We start from the raw sequence: 15,848 nt of genomic DNA, 5'->3' as shown, positions 1-15,848 counted from the left end.
AACAAGTTTTGCGGCGATGGTCTCATTGGCCTGCGCTATGCGGTGCTTGCGACAATACTTTACGTACAGAGCCTAGGAAGCCTAGCAAAGCGACTTGAATCCAACCTTCTCGATGATGATGCTTATGACTACGGGAACAGCTGCCTCCTAAAACTGCTCGGTTTCACCGCCCAAGAATTATCTGATCTTGGCAAGGCCTCGGAACCTAGTCACACAACAACTGACCTGGATGAGTATAGAGAGAAGCTAGACAGGCGCAGCTATGAACTCAATGCCGCGAGCGTTGAACTCACCCAGCAGATCATCAAGGTGTGGAACCCAGATGAGAACAAAGGTGAAGCTAGTAAACTCAAACTTACCGCCGACGGTCAGTATCTGAAAGTCGTTGTGGAGGATAACATCGGCGTGGAGATCGAACTCGATCAGCGCTCAGAAGGCTTCCAATGGCTGGTATCGTTTTTTATCGTGTTCTTTGCAGAAGCCAAGGGTAAACACAAAAATACTATTCTTCTGCTTGATGAACCCGGCGTGAGTCTCCATGCCCTTAAGCAGCGAGAGTTTCGAAAAACTATCTCAATGCTCGCCAATGACAACCAGACAATCTACTCGACCCACTCTCCATTCTTGGTTGGGCCAGACGAGCTTGACATCGTCAGGGTAGTGGAACTGACGGACAGAATGGTGGGGACGAAAGTTCATACTACGGTGTCATCAAGTGATCCGGCTGCGCTACTTCCGTTGCAGGAGGCCCTTGGGTATGACCTGGCCCAGAGCCTATTCGCTAATCAACGCAACCTGATCCTTGAAGGGCTGACAGGGCGGCCGCGAAAACTGAGTGCAACACCTGACCTTTCCGGTACGGTGCTGCCCCTATGTCCTATTCCGAACTCAGCGTCGAAGAGCGCGCCATCATTCAACTCAGTCAAGCTCAAGGCTTCAGCCTGCGCGGCATTGCTCGCCTGATTGACAGGTCGCCCTCGACCATCAGCCGAGAGCTGAAGCGCAATCGAGGCAGTAGTGGTGCTTACTCGGCCCGCTGCGCCCAGCAACAGATGAACATTCGGCGCCAGGTTTGTCGCCCCAAGCGCAAGCTTGTGCCGGGCAGCGAGCGCTTCGAACTGGTGGCCCACATGCTGCGTAAGCGTTTGTCTCCCGAGCAGATTGCCGGCAAGCTGCGCAGCATGACCATACCCAACCTCAGAGATGCCTACGTCTGTCGTGAGACGATCTATAACGCGATCTATGCCTTGCCGGTCGGCGAGTTGCGCAAGGAGCTGATCGTCTGCCTGCGCCAAGGCAAGACGACGCGCCGGCCGCGCTCTGGTGGCGTGGATCGGCGCGGCCAGATCCCTGAGATGGTCAGCATTCATGTTCGCCCGCCAGAGATCGAAGACCGGCTGATGCCGGGGCATTGGGAGGGCGACCTGATCAAGGGTAAGGCCAACGCCTCGTCGGTAGGCACGTTGGTGGAGCGCACCAGTGGCTACCTGATGCTGATGAAGATGAACGACGCAACGGCGACCTCGGCGATGGAGGGCTTCAGTGCAGCGCTCAACAGCATGCCGCTGGCGATGCGCAAGAGCATGACCTACGACCAGGGCCGGGAGATGGCGCGGCATGCTGAAATCACCCAGCAGACAGGGGTCGCTATTTACTTCTGCGACCCGCACAGCCCCTGGCAGCGCGGTAGCAACGAAAACATCAACGGCCTGATCCGCCAGTACCTGCCCAAGGGGACTGACTTGTCGGTACACAGTCAAGAGCAATTGAATGCCATCGCCTTGGAGCTGAATATGCGCCCCCGTAAACGCTTCGATTTCAAGTGCCCGATCGAAGTCATGGGCGAGGTGATGCAGGAAGCCATGGCTATGCGGCATCATGCTCCAGCTTCAAATCAATAACCGTGTTGCACTCAGCTTCTGCAACCGCCCAGATTATTGGTACGTCGAAGGCATTGCTAGCCTGCTTAGGGAGGCGGGAAAGGCATCTCTGAACGAAAAAATCTCATTGATACCCTCTAACACCGCCAGCAAGGTTGTATATTTTGCGACCATTCTGACTTCGCACAGCCTCAAAGTTGCGGCTTTGCTGGACTCGGACAACGCTGGAGACCAAGCCGCCCAACAGGAGATCCTTGTCCATCGTTTGGGTAACAAAAGGATTCTTCGCACTTCAGATTTCGCCGTTCCTAGGATCGAACGGGCCGAGATTGAAGATTTGTTGAGAGATACGTTAGTCCAAGTGGCAAATTCAGAACTGCACTGGGATATCGCTTCAGCGATAGCCAGCGCTCCAGACAAGCCAATCATCGATATTTTTCAGAAGGTTATTGGCAAAGACTTTTCAAAGTACAAACTCGCCAAGGCTTTCTTGAAATGGTCGAGAGACCACGTCGCGTCAAACCTGACTAAGTCCGAGCTTGAGGGGTGTACCAACCTTATCAATGCCATAAATATCGCGCTCAAATAAGCTGCCATGTCGGGTCACACTCATGTACGTGACCCGACTTCCAGCCATGATCCGTGCCGTGTCTTCCACTGTCCGCTAGATGGCCGATAACTTCAAAGCCCAAGGAGAAATTATCCTCAACTATGCCCTGACGACTTTCAACTGGCGTGTAAACCTGCGTGACCTTCACTTGAAGGAAGAAGTGGGCACGGTGCTGAGAGGAAGTGCATTATTGCTCGGAGCGCTGCCAGCGCACCAAAAGCTTAGCCCAAAAAAGGGCAATCAATGGCCCCTTTGTACTCAACCCGACATTATTTGGTGAGCCAGGACTCGACGGTAGCAGAGCCGTGTTTTGCTTTCCATTCTTTCAAGGTCTTGTGGTTGCCGCCCTTGGTCTCAACGACTTCGCCCGAGTGTGGGTTCTTGTAGATTTTGACCTGGCGTGGCTTGCGGGAGCCTGCTTTGGATTCGGTGGCAGCAGGAGCACGGCGCGAGGCTTGAGGGTCAAGAATGGCGATGATGTTGCGCAGGCTGTAGCCGTACTCGCCCAACAGGTTGCGAAGCTTCTGCTCGAACTCGATTTCGCGTTTCAGGCCATCATCATTTTTCAGGGTTTCGAGCTCGGCAAGTTGAGCTGCGAGCTGCTGCTCAAGGGCACGGAATTCTGCGAGGCGAGACATTTAACGCTCCTGTATGGTATTGGGCCATTATCCGTTGGTGGTCAAGGCCAAGTCTAGCAATCAGCAAGCTGAAAAGGAGCTTCAATGCATCTAGTAATGCTCGACACCTGCGTCTGGCTTGATATGTCATCACAAAAGGCCGAGCTTCCTATGCTTACCGCCTTGGAGCACTTAGTCCAGAATGACGCAATCAAAATCTTGCTGCCCGACCTGGTACGCATGGAGTATGAGCGAAACAAGGACAGGGTTATCCAAGCAACACGTAAGCGCCTCGCTAACGAGTTCAGGGTGGTGAAAGGTGTGATTGAGTCATTCGGTGGTGATGGGAAGAAGCTGCTCTCGACACACTGGATGACGTGAATCAAAGGCTGCCAATCCTATCTGAAGCGACTCAAGTGACGGTGAACCGTGTTCTGAAGCTGTTCGAGAACGCCATTGAATTGCAGATTTCAGATGCCTCGAAGATCAGAGCTGCAGAGCGAGCAATCGCCAAGCGTGCTCCTTTCCACAAACAGAAGAATAGCGTTGCTGATGCAGTGCTGGTTGAGGCCTTCCAGGAGTTCCGGACACAACACGCGGATAAATACGAGAGCTTCCGTTTTGTCACCCACAATGTCACCGACTTTTCTGCAAAAGATCACCGAAAACCATACGATGATTTTGTAGAAATCTTTGATGACAAAACCTCGCTGTTCTTCAACTCGACCAACCCCGCCATCGAGGACTTATTAGACCTCGAAGAATTCCATTATGAGTACAGCTTTGCCTGGGAGGACGAGACTCGTGGTCTCCAAGAAATAATGTCAGCCATGGACGAGCTGTTCGACAAGGTCTGGTACAACCGACACATGAACATGATGTACCACATCGATGAAGGGGAAACAGAAATCGTCCCGGCAGGCACACCACGCTACGGCAATGGTGTGATCCACGAGGATGTTTTGATCAGGGCTAAGGCTGCCGCTCAACGCGTTAGAGAAAAATACGAAGACACCGGGCCTTGGAGCGATTTCGAATGGGGCATGCTTAACGGAAAGCTCTCCGCATTGCGGTGGGTACTGGGTGAGGAATGGGACATGCTCGACACCTGAGAAAAACGAGGGGTTGTGACATCCTCTATCAACCCCAGCATTCCCGAAAACTTCAAGCATTCCCCTTCTGTTTTGATGACGACGCTATGCTTCGATGTCCTTTGAAGTGAAAAATCATGGCTCAGAAATAATTATGGCTGAGCCATAATTTGAAATAATCCAGTTTCGCCGCTTCCCCACCGATGGTGTAACTCGGATCTCCTGCCGTAGACCGTCCAAAGCTGAACGGGCTGCGTCGTGATGCGCCTCTATGGTGAAAAAATAAGGCTGGAGGCCAAGATCTTGAAAAGTTCTGCAAGTATTCGCGCGTCTAGCAACGCATGGTGCGGCGGATCAGACAGCTCTACCTGTTCAAGAGCCTCCGCATTCAGCTGCTTGAAAAGGCTTGTAAGGTTGGTCGGTTGACTCACAACTTGGACTGGCCAGGGTTGATGATCTGCACAAACGAGATAACGGAAAAACTCCCAATCCCAATGTGGCGCATCTGAACACACCTCAAGCTCCTCGTCGAAACAGCCTAGAAACTTTCGAAGCGAAGCTCGAGCTTCGACAAGCGACTGACCATATCGCAGAGGATCGAGCTGCGGTAAAACGTTTTGGATGACAAAATCACTGCAGTCTTCGACCGAATAGGAACCCGTCAACTCGACGTAAAACTCTTCGCCTGACTCCGATACCAGCGCTAGAGATATCAGCTTCGAGTACCGATTGAGCTGGGTGAATTCGCAATCTAGGAATATCTTCAACGCCCTTTCCTTTTCAACGAATTAGTAGCGAGGCCTATCGTTGGAGCCGTTCTCATTCAACTATTTACATTATCGATGGATTTGCGAGGAGCGTGACTACCAGGTCGGCTGCGAAAGATGAGGCGCTGCATTTGTGGTTTGACGCGGGGCTGTCACTCGTCTCCCCAGGGATCGAATTTGTCCCCATACCTAGCGCGTAAGGCGCGATTACGTTCGATCCGCCTAATCCACGGATCGTAGTCCTCGGGCAACGCGGCGAGCCTAGCATTAATGATCATTTGCACCGCTTCGTCACGCAGTAAACTACTGGTCAGCTCGCGGTATTCGCCACGCGTAACCACACCATAAATGGCGTGATTGTCTTTTACGTAAAGGTCGGTCATTCCCACCCGCAGATAGCCGTATTTTTCTACGTCATCGGGGTAGATGTCCTCTAGGCTGAGGTATCCCATATCGAACTCCTAGCTAAGAATGTACTCGCTGAGTAGCGCTGCCTGTACGCTCCACAATGTTCAAAGACGCCACCGATAGCGTGTAACAACATTAAATTCGGCCCTTCGCGTCAGCGCCTACAAAAAACCAGCCAGCAGCAGGCGATATAGTGCGCGCATGATAACTTCAGCTCAGACATCACTGCTCTGAGAACCCACCTTGAGCACAACCACCGTACCCAACGATTTCAATACACTGATCAATGCACCAAAATTTTCGGACGACCCGGTTGGTCGGCGTCAAATGAAGCGGTGGCAGCTCATCGCGGAAGACATCTACAAAAGCACTTCAACAGAGGCGTTGCTCGAAGCTAGAGGCAGAGCTGAAGGCTACATCCATGGCCTTGTAGACGCTGGGCATCTGTCGACGAGAGATACCGACCGTGACTACCTAATTTTGAGCATTGTTCAACGAAAGCGTGAGTTTTTGCAAAAACTGCTGAACGACTTTGGCTATTAAACCAAGGCGAACTATGAATCCATCCGATGGGAAAATGAGTTTCATCGGATAGCGGCAATTTGAAGCGCTTCGCACGGCTAACTCGGAGCGCTGCTGATCAAAACCGTAATAGCCATCCAGCGCTCATCAACTGCCATGCAGTCATACCGCCACTACGCCAGAGATCAAGTATTCAATCTTCTGATTTGAGACGTTCACATGATCGAAGCAACTCAAGAAAACTACGTCGCCCACCGCCGCGCTTGAAACTCCCAACGAGGTAGTTTCCCTCTCCCGTTTCCAAAAGCCAGAAACGTCCTTCTTTCCATACCTTTTGAATTTTCGTCGTGCAAATTATTCCGCCATTGGCTGTTCGATACGCGTCATCTTCCTGAAGGTGATCGAAGAACACCCCAAGGCACCTATCTTCTATGATCACCGCATCGCTGATAAAAGCCGTTATGGCCACGGTGTATTTTCGAAGACTCGCCTGTACAAGACGACTCAGCTGAAAGTCACTGAGATACTTACTATGAAATTCAACTTCGATGATTTCTGGCATCCGGCCAAAACTCCAAAATGACTCAAAATGTATTTGCGGCGGTCATTGCTTAACCGGCTTTCATAGAAAAAGCGGCACCCACATTGGCCTCTTTTCTAAGGCCTGATCCACAGAGGAGGTAGACGGTACTCTTGGTTTCAAACATGCAGCCTTCAGCGAAGGCCTTTCCGAAGTTACTGCGTACCCACATGCCCGATTGAAAACGACCTTTACTGTCCAGTACGATTTCGTGAGCGAAAAGCGTCATGGGAAGTAGACCGAGGCTCGTAAGCTTTTCCCTTTCAACCGGCGTCACGGTGAGGTCGATCAAGATCCACTGTTTCACCACACAGAATGCTTTGCCTGGGAATGCCTTTGCAGCCAAAGAGATCAGTTCTTCTTTAGAGTCCTGCCAGCCAGGCGATTCATCTCCGGTTCCGTAAAGTAACTGCGAGATTTCATTCAAAGTGACCATTCAAAAACCTTAGATTCACACTAATTATCAACCGTTCGAACAAACTCACACCCGCTAGTTTTGATCTATCAACTCCGAGCTCATGGAGGACACTGACGAGATCTATTCACCATCAAACCACCACCAAGCACTCAGGATCGAAGCCTGTCCTTTGACCCGGATAACCGCGTGGATTGGAAACCACTCGGCACCCATTCTTGAGGAAGTCTGCTGCAAAATGCGTGTGCCCATATATCCAAAGATCAGCCTTACTAAGTAACTCTGACCAATCGTTCGCATAGGCTGCAGCCAGATGTCCAGGGTGATCGTCACCCAGGTGATCCAACACAGGTGCATGGTGTGTGACCACCACTGTTTTGCCGTCGAAAGGTCTATTAAGCTCTTGGGTTAGCCATAGGTGAGCTCTCATTGACTTAGCGACTAGGTCGTCTGGACGCAAGCGCCTGTAATCTAAGTCGGCTCGAATCACCAAAAAATCGTTCATCGAATCCCATGCAACCCGCTTGGCCGCAACCACATCACCTGTAGCCGAATAATCTGTCCAGGCAGTTGTAACCAAAAAACGTGTGCCGTCGAGAATGAGCATCTCGTTTTCGAGTACATGCACATGGGGCAATGCCGCGTCTTTCATTTTTCGCAGTGTGTGACCTATGTGCCCGCCGTAGTACTCATGATTGCCACACACATAGATAACAGGGCACTGGAATGTGCCATTCGCCCAAGAGACTCCACGCGATTTGATATCAATGTCACCAGCGAGAATGACTACATCCGCATCGCTTGGGGCGGGATCGAACCGAGCGAACTCGAGGTGCAGGTCAGAGTAAATCTGAATTTTCATAACGGACGACCAGTTTCGATTTAGTTGTACTTTGGATACCGCTGCGGCGGCCGGCCTCCGAGCATTGCTCGCCTTGCAAGGAGAGACTGCGTTTACGTACTTGGATTAAAAAATCACTCGAAGCCCTTTAAGAGAGTGAGCGTCAATAAGACGACCTGGGGCATCGGTATAAGCCTTTTCGTCATCTATGTTGTGAAGACATACCCGACATCCCGTGGAGTCATATCCCACCAGCAACCCCGAAAGCCCCTCCATGATCCACTTGCCGTTTTTGTTCATCCACCCCGGCGTGACGACCTGAATTTCCGTAACGACAAACTCGCTGGTTTGTTGGGAAAGTATTTCTTCGAGCATATCGATGTCACTAATCATCATGGTGCGTGGCCACACCTTGCCATCCAAGCACTCTTCAAGAACGACGTGATACCAAGGATGAGCCAAGTGGCGTTCAAATATCCGCCAGTTTGAATACCCATCCCCAAAGATATTAGGGGTGCCCTCGGCAAAGGCTTCATGACTTCTAAACATTTCACATTCCCGTGGATCTACAGACCGCAGTTGCAGCTGACATCATTGATAAAGAGACAGTATCGCGGCGAGACTGGCTGACTTTTCGTCGCCGTCTCCCATCAAAACGTACACAGTGTTTTTGGTTTCAAAGAGAAAACCATCTTGGAATGAGATGACCATGGTGCTTCTCACCCAATTCCCATAATCGAAGCGTCCTCGGCTGTCTAGGATGACTTTTTCGGCGAAAACAAAGAGCGGCAGGTGGCCATGAGCGTGGATTTTGGTGAGATCACCATCGCTCGCTATCGCACGCACGATTGTCCACTGCTGGACGATGCAAAAGCCTTTGTTTGGGAAGCGGGTCTGCGCGATATGAATTAGCGCTTCTTGACTTTCTCCAGATCCAGAGCGGGGCTCTCCGGTGGTGGATAGGAGCTCGCCGGATGCTTGGATTTCTTCGAATCCCATGCTTCATTCCCGTCAATACATGTCATATGTTAAAGCGCATCACCGTTAGGAAAGCTCACGGAAGCGACACTACCTCGGGCATTGCCTTCTCATGAATAACGAAACCAATCGACCCGAAATAAGGATTATATAACGTGTTATGGGTCGACGCAATGTGGCTTTATCCTCTGTTTTGTAGAGGATCATAAATGTCTCTCAGCGAAGCATTTGCGGCCGTTGTCCGGGCCTTGAGACAGAAATCAGGAATGTCCCAGGACGACCTACCTTTAATTGATCGCTCTTACCTGAGCCGCGTGGAGCGCGGAAAAGGGAACGTTTCGATCGAAATGCTTTTGAAAATTTCAAAAATGCTGGACGCTGAGGCCACTGTTCTAATGCTCCTAACAACTTCTTTGCTTTCTGAGGAGGCGACAGATGTGGCATTGGAGCGGATCTCGAGGAAGCTAAAGACGTTGAAAGAGACTGGAGTGATCGAGTTGATCTCCAGCGACGGTATGCCACGCCGACATGGACGACCGTCCAGTCTCGCTGCAAGTGAAAGGCTAAAACTTGCCCCCCAGCTGAAGCAGAAGGGATTATCTAATTCAGAGATTGCTCGAGAATTAGACGTATCTAAGTCGACCGTGCAACGATATCTAGCCAAGTCTGCTCATTAAAATTTAACGCTAAAATTTCCGATTTGATGAACTAGCTCTCAGGCAAATCTCTAGCGATGCAATTCAGTGTTTTTTATGTGCCCGCAGAGGATCACAACGGCTGAGAACCCTCCGAATAAGTCTGATTTTCGCTTGGAGAGCCTGCTGGAGCCCACGTATTTTCTGGGGGCAGCTCTGCCTGAAACGACTTGTTCGGAGTATCCATAGGTGTGAAGCTCAGTCGTTTGAGCCATCCGGCTGGCTGTTGGCTATAAGAGCGACAGTCGACAGGTCGCTCAAGCGTTCAGCGCAGTACTTTGGCTTTACGTCGACGATCCTCAATCCGATCTCGTATCATTTGAAGATGCTCCAGTTCTTCGTAATTTCGGATCATGTTAAAAGGCCCATAAAGTCCGGGCTGCGGACGATAGGTATTCTCTTCCCCTGGGAGAATCGTTTCGATAGCATCGTGCAACTCGCCTTTCAGATCATCAAGTAAATCTAATAGAAAAGCTGCATCAGATGAGTCGCCCTCAACCCCATCATTGGCCGTCTCGGCGACGCGGTACCCAAGACCTCCAACTCCTGCATCTAAGTTTCGAATGGTCTGTTCGAGCAACGCGATTTTACTTTCAAGACCGGCACATCGATACTTCAACGCCTCATACTCTGCAACGGAGACTGTATTACTACACTCAACGTCAGTTTCAAAATCAAAGGCTTGCTCAAGAACTTCACGATATTTCTTATTTTTTAGGAGTGTGACATGGCTCATCGGCTTGAGCATGTCACTATCTCCGGCGTTGACTGATACGAACTCTTTCGCCTCGAACTCGGTAACAATTTTGGCCACATCCTTGGCCAAGCGTGTGATATTTTTATAATCCGCATTTGTCAACGTCTTAAGGGCATGAATAATATGAGCTATTCGCGCATTTCGGTTGCTATCTCTGTACTCGCAAAATGGATCTCGAACATGTTCTCTCATTCATGCTCCAAAGGCACAAGTCCGATACGAACTCCGATGTCCTGCTTCGGCTTCTCCATGTATTGTAGCTGCTCTGTTGCTCGACCTATACGAAATACATCTTGGACTTGTAGCGCACCGGTTGTCAGCATACTCCCAACTTGAGAGGCCAGTTGATGTGCAGGCGAACTGAAGTCCGGCTTAAGGATCTCCTCGAACCGCCCTTTGCTCATGAGCAGAGAAGTCCTCATGTAAGCAAACTTTGTGTCCAGATGCGAGCTAGTTACATCTGGGAAATTTTGCACGTCAATCAGACGCTTAATTAAGTGCTCGCCTTCCGTGAGCGAAATTTTCTCGTAGTGCGCAGCAAGCCCAACGCTCTCTTTCATGAAAAAGCTCTGCAGTTGGCCACTTCGAGCCATCTGATACAATTGCTGCTCGATCGCTTCCAAGGCATAAGCTTCGCGCGCATGGCGATCATATTCAGCGTTGAGATCTTCTAGAGTACGAGGATTACGCGCTCTGGCTTTCAGGGCTCTGTACTCATCGATATGTCTGAGAACACTGATCATCATTTCCTTTGCTTTGTCTTTCTCGGCGCTGATTGCCCCCAGGTGATCAACCCCCCGGATCGCGTACGGGCAAAGCGCACAGGGTCGACCAACGCCAAACTTTTCGACAACTTCCTTAGGACACCGATTGTCGAATGGACAAATGTGACAATTGTTATAAGCGAGCTTCGTGTAACGCTTGGCTCGCAACACTTCGATTCCGCTTTCGCCTTCCTTGACACCGGTAAGACTGATCAGCCCGTGGGTCTGGATCGCTTTGACAGCATCCACCTGAATACTTTTCATAAGACGAGTGTTCATCTCCAATACTGCTTGCGCGAGCTCTGGAGCATCCCCCTGTCCCAAAGCGTCCATATTTTTATTAAGGTAGTCGGCCAGCAACTTCTGGTGATCGGGCATACTCTTACCATCGAAAATGGCGTAATACCAAACCAGCTCTTCTGTCTGCCCCGTCATGAATTGACCGATAATCGAGGGCGGAAGGAAACGAATTGCTTCAGATACAAAACCCGCCCTCAACGCGTGAGGTGTATGCGGACTGGTCAGATCCGCCATGGAGATCTTGCCGAGAAAAGTTGCGTCATAAGAGTCGATTTCCAGCCTAGTTTTACCCTCTCCCTTAAGATAAACCAGTGGTTCTCCAGAACAATCACCAATTGTCTCTCTGATGAAATACTGTAACATGAGCATATACATTGGAAAATATCGATAATTTTTCCAATTTGAATCGCTCACCCCCTCACCAGGACGCCTAAACAGTGGTTTGTATTGACCGAACTTAGAACCTTCAACTCCGCCATACCATATATTTTCAGCGTAACTAGGGTGGGAACATTTATCATACCAAGCGCGCTGACGATGCATCACATCGACCACATGCCTAGATACGATTGCAGTCCACTCACCGTGTGATTTATCGCTACTTACAAAAAGAGGCGCCAGCTGGCTTTTACTGTAACTATCCATCACACAGTCATAGCGCTCTTTATCGAGCCAAACAATGTGATGCTGTCGTAAACCCGTTTCACACATCAACTGCGTAATTCGGATCTCATTGGGAGAAATCATTTTTAGAAGATTACCTTCAATCTCATAGTCGATCACACTATAAAATCTCGGCAAAAATTCCATTCGCTGAACAACACCATCATGATAAAAAATTGGGCAGTAATTGAGAAGATCGAGATTAACTGATCCAACACCCCTTGTCTCCTTGCTAAGTAACCCTGCCCAAGCGTGGCTCTCAAGAAGATCCTGAAGAACTGGCTGATGTAACTGCCCACCCAGAACCCCACGCATTTCACCCGCAGCCATCAGATTGATGTGCATTACAAGATATTCTAAACTGTAAAGCATACTCAAAAAAGTTGAAAAATAATCCCTAGGAATTATTTTTTTTACAGTTCCAGCACGCTTTTCGATTGACGGATAGCAAGAAGCTGAGAAATTATTAGTAAAAAGATTGGCATCAGGCAAAATCTCCCGATTGCTTTGCACATAAGTACAAAAATCATCCACAATGAGCACGCGACTATATTGAGTTTCGTTTACCCAGCCATGCTCTGAAGCATATAACTCCATATATTTTAGGAATGTCATAGGTGGCTCTTTTTTGTACTGCAAAAAGCCTTCCGTAAAAATGTGTTGGCGTGTAAAAAAAATAGTACAATTAAAGTCCTTCAAGTTTTTCGGATATCCTTCCAAAGAACCATCACGAGCCAAGTAATATCCAGGCAGATAACACGACAAATAACTCAGAAAAAGATTCAATACCATAATATGATTACTTGCCCTCTGCAGTCGCTTGGACAGCAGATATGACCTAAACATTCCATCAACCAAACCAACGAAACTGCGGATAACCGGATGCATTGACTCGTAAATAGAATCGCCTCCATCCTTGGACTTTGTATTGAATAAGGGCTTAATCCGATGCTGCCCAAAAAGAGTTTTGAAAATTTTCTCAAAATCGAATGGTCGAGTCCCCCTAGAAAGTTCTAATGCGGCGCTACGAGCCTCAGCGAGCGCTACATTAAAGCTTGAAGCACCAATCTTGATTCTGCTCCTAGGTAGCTTATCACGCTCTTTTTTCCGTTTCGCCGCTTGAACTTTACGATCATCCTTAGCAGATTTATACTGCTCAACAATATCCACCGCCATTTCCTTCTTCTCCTGGAACGGATGCGCCAACATCAGGAGAAAGTCCGCAACAAAGTATCTGCGTAAAGGTTTATCCCCGTTGCCATAGCAATTATCAAACAACTTTTGACAATCGACGCGATTCATCTCGCCAACGGTATAAAAATCAGTGCTAAAAAGCAGGCGAACCCAAAAGTTCACACGACTGCTACCGTCATTGAACTCTCCTCGTTTGAAAATGCTAGGTAGATTCGACTTTGGGTGGATCCCTCTGATCATTTTGAGACATTCGACGTCAAGCTCCTCACACAGATGGTCAAACACTCCGTCATTGTGAACAATCGTCTGCATCGCGAGCGGCGCCAATAATACTCGCCGAGCCCAGAGCACAACAAATACCAACCGAAAAAATGCGGAAAGCGGATCATGGTATGTACTAGGCACACTCCTGAGCTCACGATCAATATCGCATAGTCTCGTTTGCGACCCCCTAAATGTGAATGATAGAGTCGCCTCAATCTGAGCACGCCCCCACGTATCAACACTTAAGCTTGAAGAAAACACGTTTCTAATCTTCGAGGCCACTGTATAGTTCACCGAAGAGTCACCACTTAAAGAGGAGTATGCTTTTCGCACGAAAGCCACTGCACGTTTAAACTCACATTGCACTTGCTCATCATCAACGAGCCAAAGTGGCGTTTCGCTGCTGAGATTAATCATTCTCTCGCCCCTTTTTCAACTCTTCTCTAAGCTGCTCGACTTCGTTTTCCAAATGCATGATTTGAACGGTTGAAACACTATAATTAGAAGCAGACATTCTTAGCATGTTGATAGCTGCGAAGGTCGCATCAAGCATTTTTGCATCTCGGCGGGCATATCTCTCAGTAGACTTTATTGATTTATGCCCCATCAAATGCTGAACAACCTTCAGGTCAAGCCCGAACTTTTTTGGATTGGCCGGGCTAGGACAATGATTAAGCAAGTAATACGCATACATATGGCGCAACGAATGAAAACCGTAGCTCTGCCCCGTCACTTTGATAGCCGCGGCATTAAATCGCGCCCAAACGGTCTGGTAAGAGGCCGGAATGGGCTTTCCATTTCGGAGGTTTCGAAACAGAAATCTGTGGAACACCGGTTGATGTCGAGCCTTTTCCTGTGCCCGCTGCTCTTCCATGTATTCGTTCAAATATACCCAAAACACTGATGCAAATGGTTCGATAAGATAGGTAGCAGTAGTCGCGCGCCCCTTGTGCGTGACGTTGTTGAGCGTTCGCTCTGACACATACTTGCTCAGTACGTTTCTGCGACTGGCAGGGTCGATAATTAGAACCTTCTTCCCGCTGGGATTATCAACATCGATAATGATATCTTCCAGCTGAAGCGTCAGCGCTTCAGAAATGCGCCCCCCTGAGGCAGCGAGCAACGACCACAGAACAGCATCCCGCAGACAACTAGCGCTGTTGATCAGCTCCATGCACTTATCGATAGGGAATGCTTTGTCGTCGCCACCTGCATTATCTGTGTAAGCGAGTGTCGAGGGCTTAGAGACTGCTGACAACCTAGTGCGTTTTACTCGTCTGGCGCCACCGGCTACGCAGCCCGCAAACCAGCTCTTAGACTTGATTGCATACTGAACTTTCGTGGTTGCATCCTCAGACCGTCCTTCTGTTAACGGTAAAGGGGATATCGGTACCTCAGAAATATATCCACTACTCTGGAGCTCAATCAATCCTTCCCGCGCGGCTTCGCTTGCGACCAGAAACGAGTTAACACCAGCGAAATGTACCCCAATGGAACTACCACTCAAGCTCTTACAATCGAGAACTTTTGCAACGCTTCGTGCAATTACGGACTCACTTTTGGCGCCATATACAAGATAACTTTCGTACGCATCGAGAGCATCCTTCAATAATATGGCAGTGAGGCCACCGTGCAGCACATCAACTTTATTTAAATAGTTTAATAACTTTTTGACAGCGAAAGCATATGCCTTCAAAGACTTAACTTTGCGCTTTCTTGCAATTTGATATGCCCACTCGTCAAAACACTTGGAAAGACTTTGATCAGGACAGATCAGTCGGTAGGTTGGCAACCCATTACGGGTCGTTTCTATAAGCTCAGCGAATTTCATATCTTACAACGACTCTAACAAGAATAAAAAAACAAGCTTCCCAGCCATTTCTTTTCAAGCTTGCCACAAAATCGAACCGCTCCACAATAGAAAAACAGCGCAACGCCTTATTTTTTAAAGAGTATAGCACTAGTATACTCATAACTAACGGCGGACTTAATGAGTATATGTTTCGTGTACTCTTTAGCTGCAACGACCCATATAAAAGCAATCTAACAGCATGCTCTTAGCCTCCTTCGACAACCGCCCTTGAATGAGCAAAGCCTATTTTCGACAGGAAATCTCTTACGATCACTGGACTGCGCTGGAACCGCGCGAGCCAGCGCAGACCACACAGTTGGGAGGTGTGGAACAGGACAATCGTCGCTTGGTCGACACGGTATTTTGGAATTGTGCATACCGTCGCGCTCTGGCGCGACCTGTCGCCGACTACAGTGACTGGAAAAACTTCCAACGACGCATCTGTCGCTGGCGCGATAACGGGCGTGGGAGTCAATGCTGGAGAAGGAGTCGCACTAGGCGTGAATGATGATGGTGGCCGCCACTGCAAGGTCACCCACACTCCGCCGGGTGCGAGGGGGGGGGGGGTAGTCAGGGTAGAAACCGAGTACATCGTTTACGTTTAAGACCGGGCACATCGTTTACAGGTATTAATCATGGTCAGGAGGTAC

At 49.2% G+C, this 15,848-nt stretch carries 19 protein-coding genes; 8 read left to right on the top strand and 11 right to left on the bottom strand.

Annotated features, from left to right (window positions below; genetic code table 11):
• From GHO42_RS24570 to GHO42_RS24555, 4 genes are all read left to right on the top strand, one after another.
• The coding region (locus GHO42_RS24570; protein WP_256670670.1) for an ATP-dependent endonuclease at positions 1–963 on the top strand (963 nt) is incomplete at its 5' end.
• Positions 873–1,901 (top strand): IS30 family transposase, encoded by a 1,029-nt coding sequence (locus GHO42_RS24565; protein ID WP_019818564.1) that lies wholly within the window; start codon positions 873–875, stop codon positions 1,899–1,901. The genes GHO42_RS24570 and GHO42_RS24565, both read left to right, overlap by 91 nt.
• On the top strand, positions 1,879–2,469 hold the full coding sequence (locus GHO42_RS24560) for a hypothetical protein (protein WP_256670671.1): 591 nt from the start codon (positions 1,879–1,881) through the stop codon (positions 2,467–2,469). The genes GHO42_RS24565 and GHO42_RS24560 overlap by 23 nt, the downstream gene beginning before the upstream one ends.
• Positions 2,470–2,548: 79 nt before the next feature.
• Complete coding sequence (locus tag GHO42_RS24555) at positions 2,549–2,770, top strand: hypothetical protein (protein WP_153328813.1); 222 nt, start codon at positions 2,549–2,551, stop codon at positions 2,768–2,770.
• On the opposite strand, the gene GHO42_RS24550 is transcribed toward GHO42_RS24555, so the two are convergent.
• Entirely contained in the window at positions 2,760–3,128 is a 369-nt protein-coding gene (locus tag GHO42_RS24550; RefSeq protein ID WP_153328815.1) for a histone-like nucleoid-structuring protein, MvaT/MvaU family, read from the bottom strand. The genes GHO42_RS24555 and GHO42_RS24550 overlap by 11 nt on opposite strands.
• An 84-nt stretch (positions 3,129–3,212) precedes the next feature.
• Here GHO42_RS24550 and GHO42_RS26255 point away from each other — a divergent pair, with 84 nt between their 5' ends.
• Positions 3,213–3,488, top strand: coding sequence for a PIN domain-containing protein (locus GHO42_RS26255; RefSeq protein ID WP_256670672.1), 276 nt, complete (start codon positions 3,213–3,215; stop codon positions 3,486–3,488).
• Positions 3,489–3,523: 35 nt separating this feature from the next.
• Positions 3,524–4,219, top strand: coding sequence for a PIN domain-containing protein (locus GHO42_RS24545; protein ID WP_368668088.1), 696 nt, complete (start codon positions 3,524–3,526; stop codon positions 4,217–4,219).
• 248 nt (positions 4,220–4,467) lie between these two features.
• On the opposite strand, the gene GHO42_RS24540 is transcribed toward GHO42_RS24545, so the two are convergent.
• Positions 4,468–4,965, bottom strand: a complete 498-nt coding sequence (locus tag GHO42_RS24540) for a 3'-5' exoribonuclease domain-containing protein (RefSeq protein ID WP_153328817.1) — start codon at positions 4,963–4,965, stop codon at positions 4,468–4,470.
• Positions 4,966–5,117: 152 nt separating this feature from the next.
• Positions 5,118–5,417 carry a hypothetical protein gene (locus tag GHO42_RS24535; RefSeq protein WP_153328819.1) on the bottom strand — a complete coding sequence of 100 codons (300 nt, stop codon included), beginning with the start codon at positions 5,415–5,417 and terminating at the stop codon, positions 5,118–5,120.
• Positions 5,418–5,616: 199 nt separating this feature from the next.
• Here GHO42_RS24535 and GHO42_RS24530 point away from each other — a divergent pair, with 199 nt between their 5' ends.
• Positions 5,617–5,916 (top strand): hypothetical protein, encoded by a 300-nt coding sequence (locus tag GHO42_RS24530; RefSeq protein ID WP_153328821.1) that lies wholly within the window; start codon positions 5,617–5,619, stop codon positions 5,914–5,916.
• 172 nt (positions 5,917–6,088) lie between these two features.
• On the opposite strand, the gene GHO42_RS24525 is transcribed toward GHO42_RS24530, so the two are convergent.
• From GHO42_RS24525 to GHO42_RS24505, 5 genes are all read right to left on the bottom strand, one after another.
• Positions 6,089–6,457, bottom strand: coding sequence for a hypothetical protein (locus GHO42_RS24525; RefSeq protein WP_153328823.1), 369 nt, complete (start codon positions 6,455–6,457; stop codon positions 6,089–6,091).
• Positions 6,458–6,506: 49 nt separating this feature from the next.
• A complete protein-coding gene (locus GHO42_RS24520; protein WP_153328825.1) occupies positions 6,507–6,911 on the bottom strand; it encodes a hypothetical protein in 405 nt (134 codons plus the stop codon).
• A gap of 112 nt (positions 6,912–7,023) precedes the next feature.
• Entirely contained in the window at positions 7,024–7,752 is a 729-nt protein-coding gene (locus GHO42_RS24515) for a metallophosphoesterase family protein (RefSeq protein ID WP_153328827.1), read from the bottom strand.
• A 105-nt stretch (positions 7,753–7,857) separates the two neighbouring features.
• Complete coding sequence (locus tag GHO42_RS24510) at positions 7,858–8,280, bottom strand: hypothetical protein (RefSeq protein WP_153328829.1); 423 nt, start codon at positions 8,278–8,280, stop codon at positions 7,858–7,860.
• A 42-nt stretch (positions 8,281–8,322) separates the two neighbouring features.
• Complete coding sequence (locus GHO42_RS24505) at positions 8,323–8,730, bottom strand: hypothetical protein (RefSeq protein WP_153328831.1); 408 nt, start codon at positions 8,728–8,730, stop codon at positions 8,323–8,325.
• A 188-nt stretch (positions 8,731–8,918) separates the two neighbouring features.
• Here GHO42_RS24505 and GHO42_RS24500 point away from each other — a divergent pair, with 188 nt between their 5' ends.
• Positions 8,919–9,386, top strand: coding sequence for a helix-turn-helix domain-containing protein (locus tag GHO42_RS24500; RefSeq protein ID WP_153328834.1), 468 nt, complete (start codon positions 8,919–8,921; stop codon positions 9,384–9,386).
• A 283-nt stretch (positions 9,387–9,669) separates the two neighbouring features.
• Here GHO42_RS24500 and GHO42_RS24495 read toward each other — a convergent pair whose 3' ends face one another.
• Genes GHO42_RS24495 through GHO42_RS24485 form a run of 3 tightly spaced genes read right to left on the bottom strand, consistent with a single transcriptional unit; the run spans position 9,670 to position 15,177 of the window.
• Entirely contained in the window at positions 9,670–10,353 is a 684-nt protein-coding gene (locus GHO42_RS24495) for a hypothetical protein (protein WP_153328836.1), read from the bottom strand.
• Positions 10,350–13,763: a hypothetical protein gene (locus GHO42_RS24490; RefSeq protein ID WP_153328838.1), complete on the bottom strand. Its 3,414-nt coding sequence runs from the start codon at positions 13,761–13,763 to the stop codon at positions 10,350–10,352. The genes GHO42_RS24495 and GHO42_RS24490 overlap by 4 nt, the downstream gene beginning before the upstream one ends.
• On the bottom strand, positions 13,756–15,177 hold the full coding sequence (locus GHO42_RS24485) for a site-specific integrase (protein WP_153328840.1): 1,422 nt from the start codon (positions 15,175–15,177) through the stop codon (positions 13,756–13,758). Before GHO42_RS24485 ends, GHO42_RS24490 begins: the two co-directional genes overlap by 8 nt.
• Between the last annotated feature and the right edge of the window lie 671 nt (positions 15,178–15,848).

Source organism: Pseudomonas sp. FSL R10-0056 (assembly GCF_009600105.1).
Lineage (GTDB): Bacteria > Pseudomonadota > Gammaproteobacteria > Pseudomonadales > Pseudomonadaceae > Aquipseudomonas > Aquipseudomonas bubulae.
This window is presented reverse-complemented; position numbering and strand designations above follow the sequence as displayed.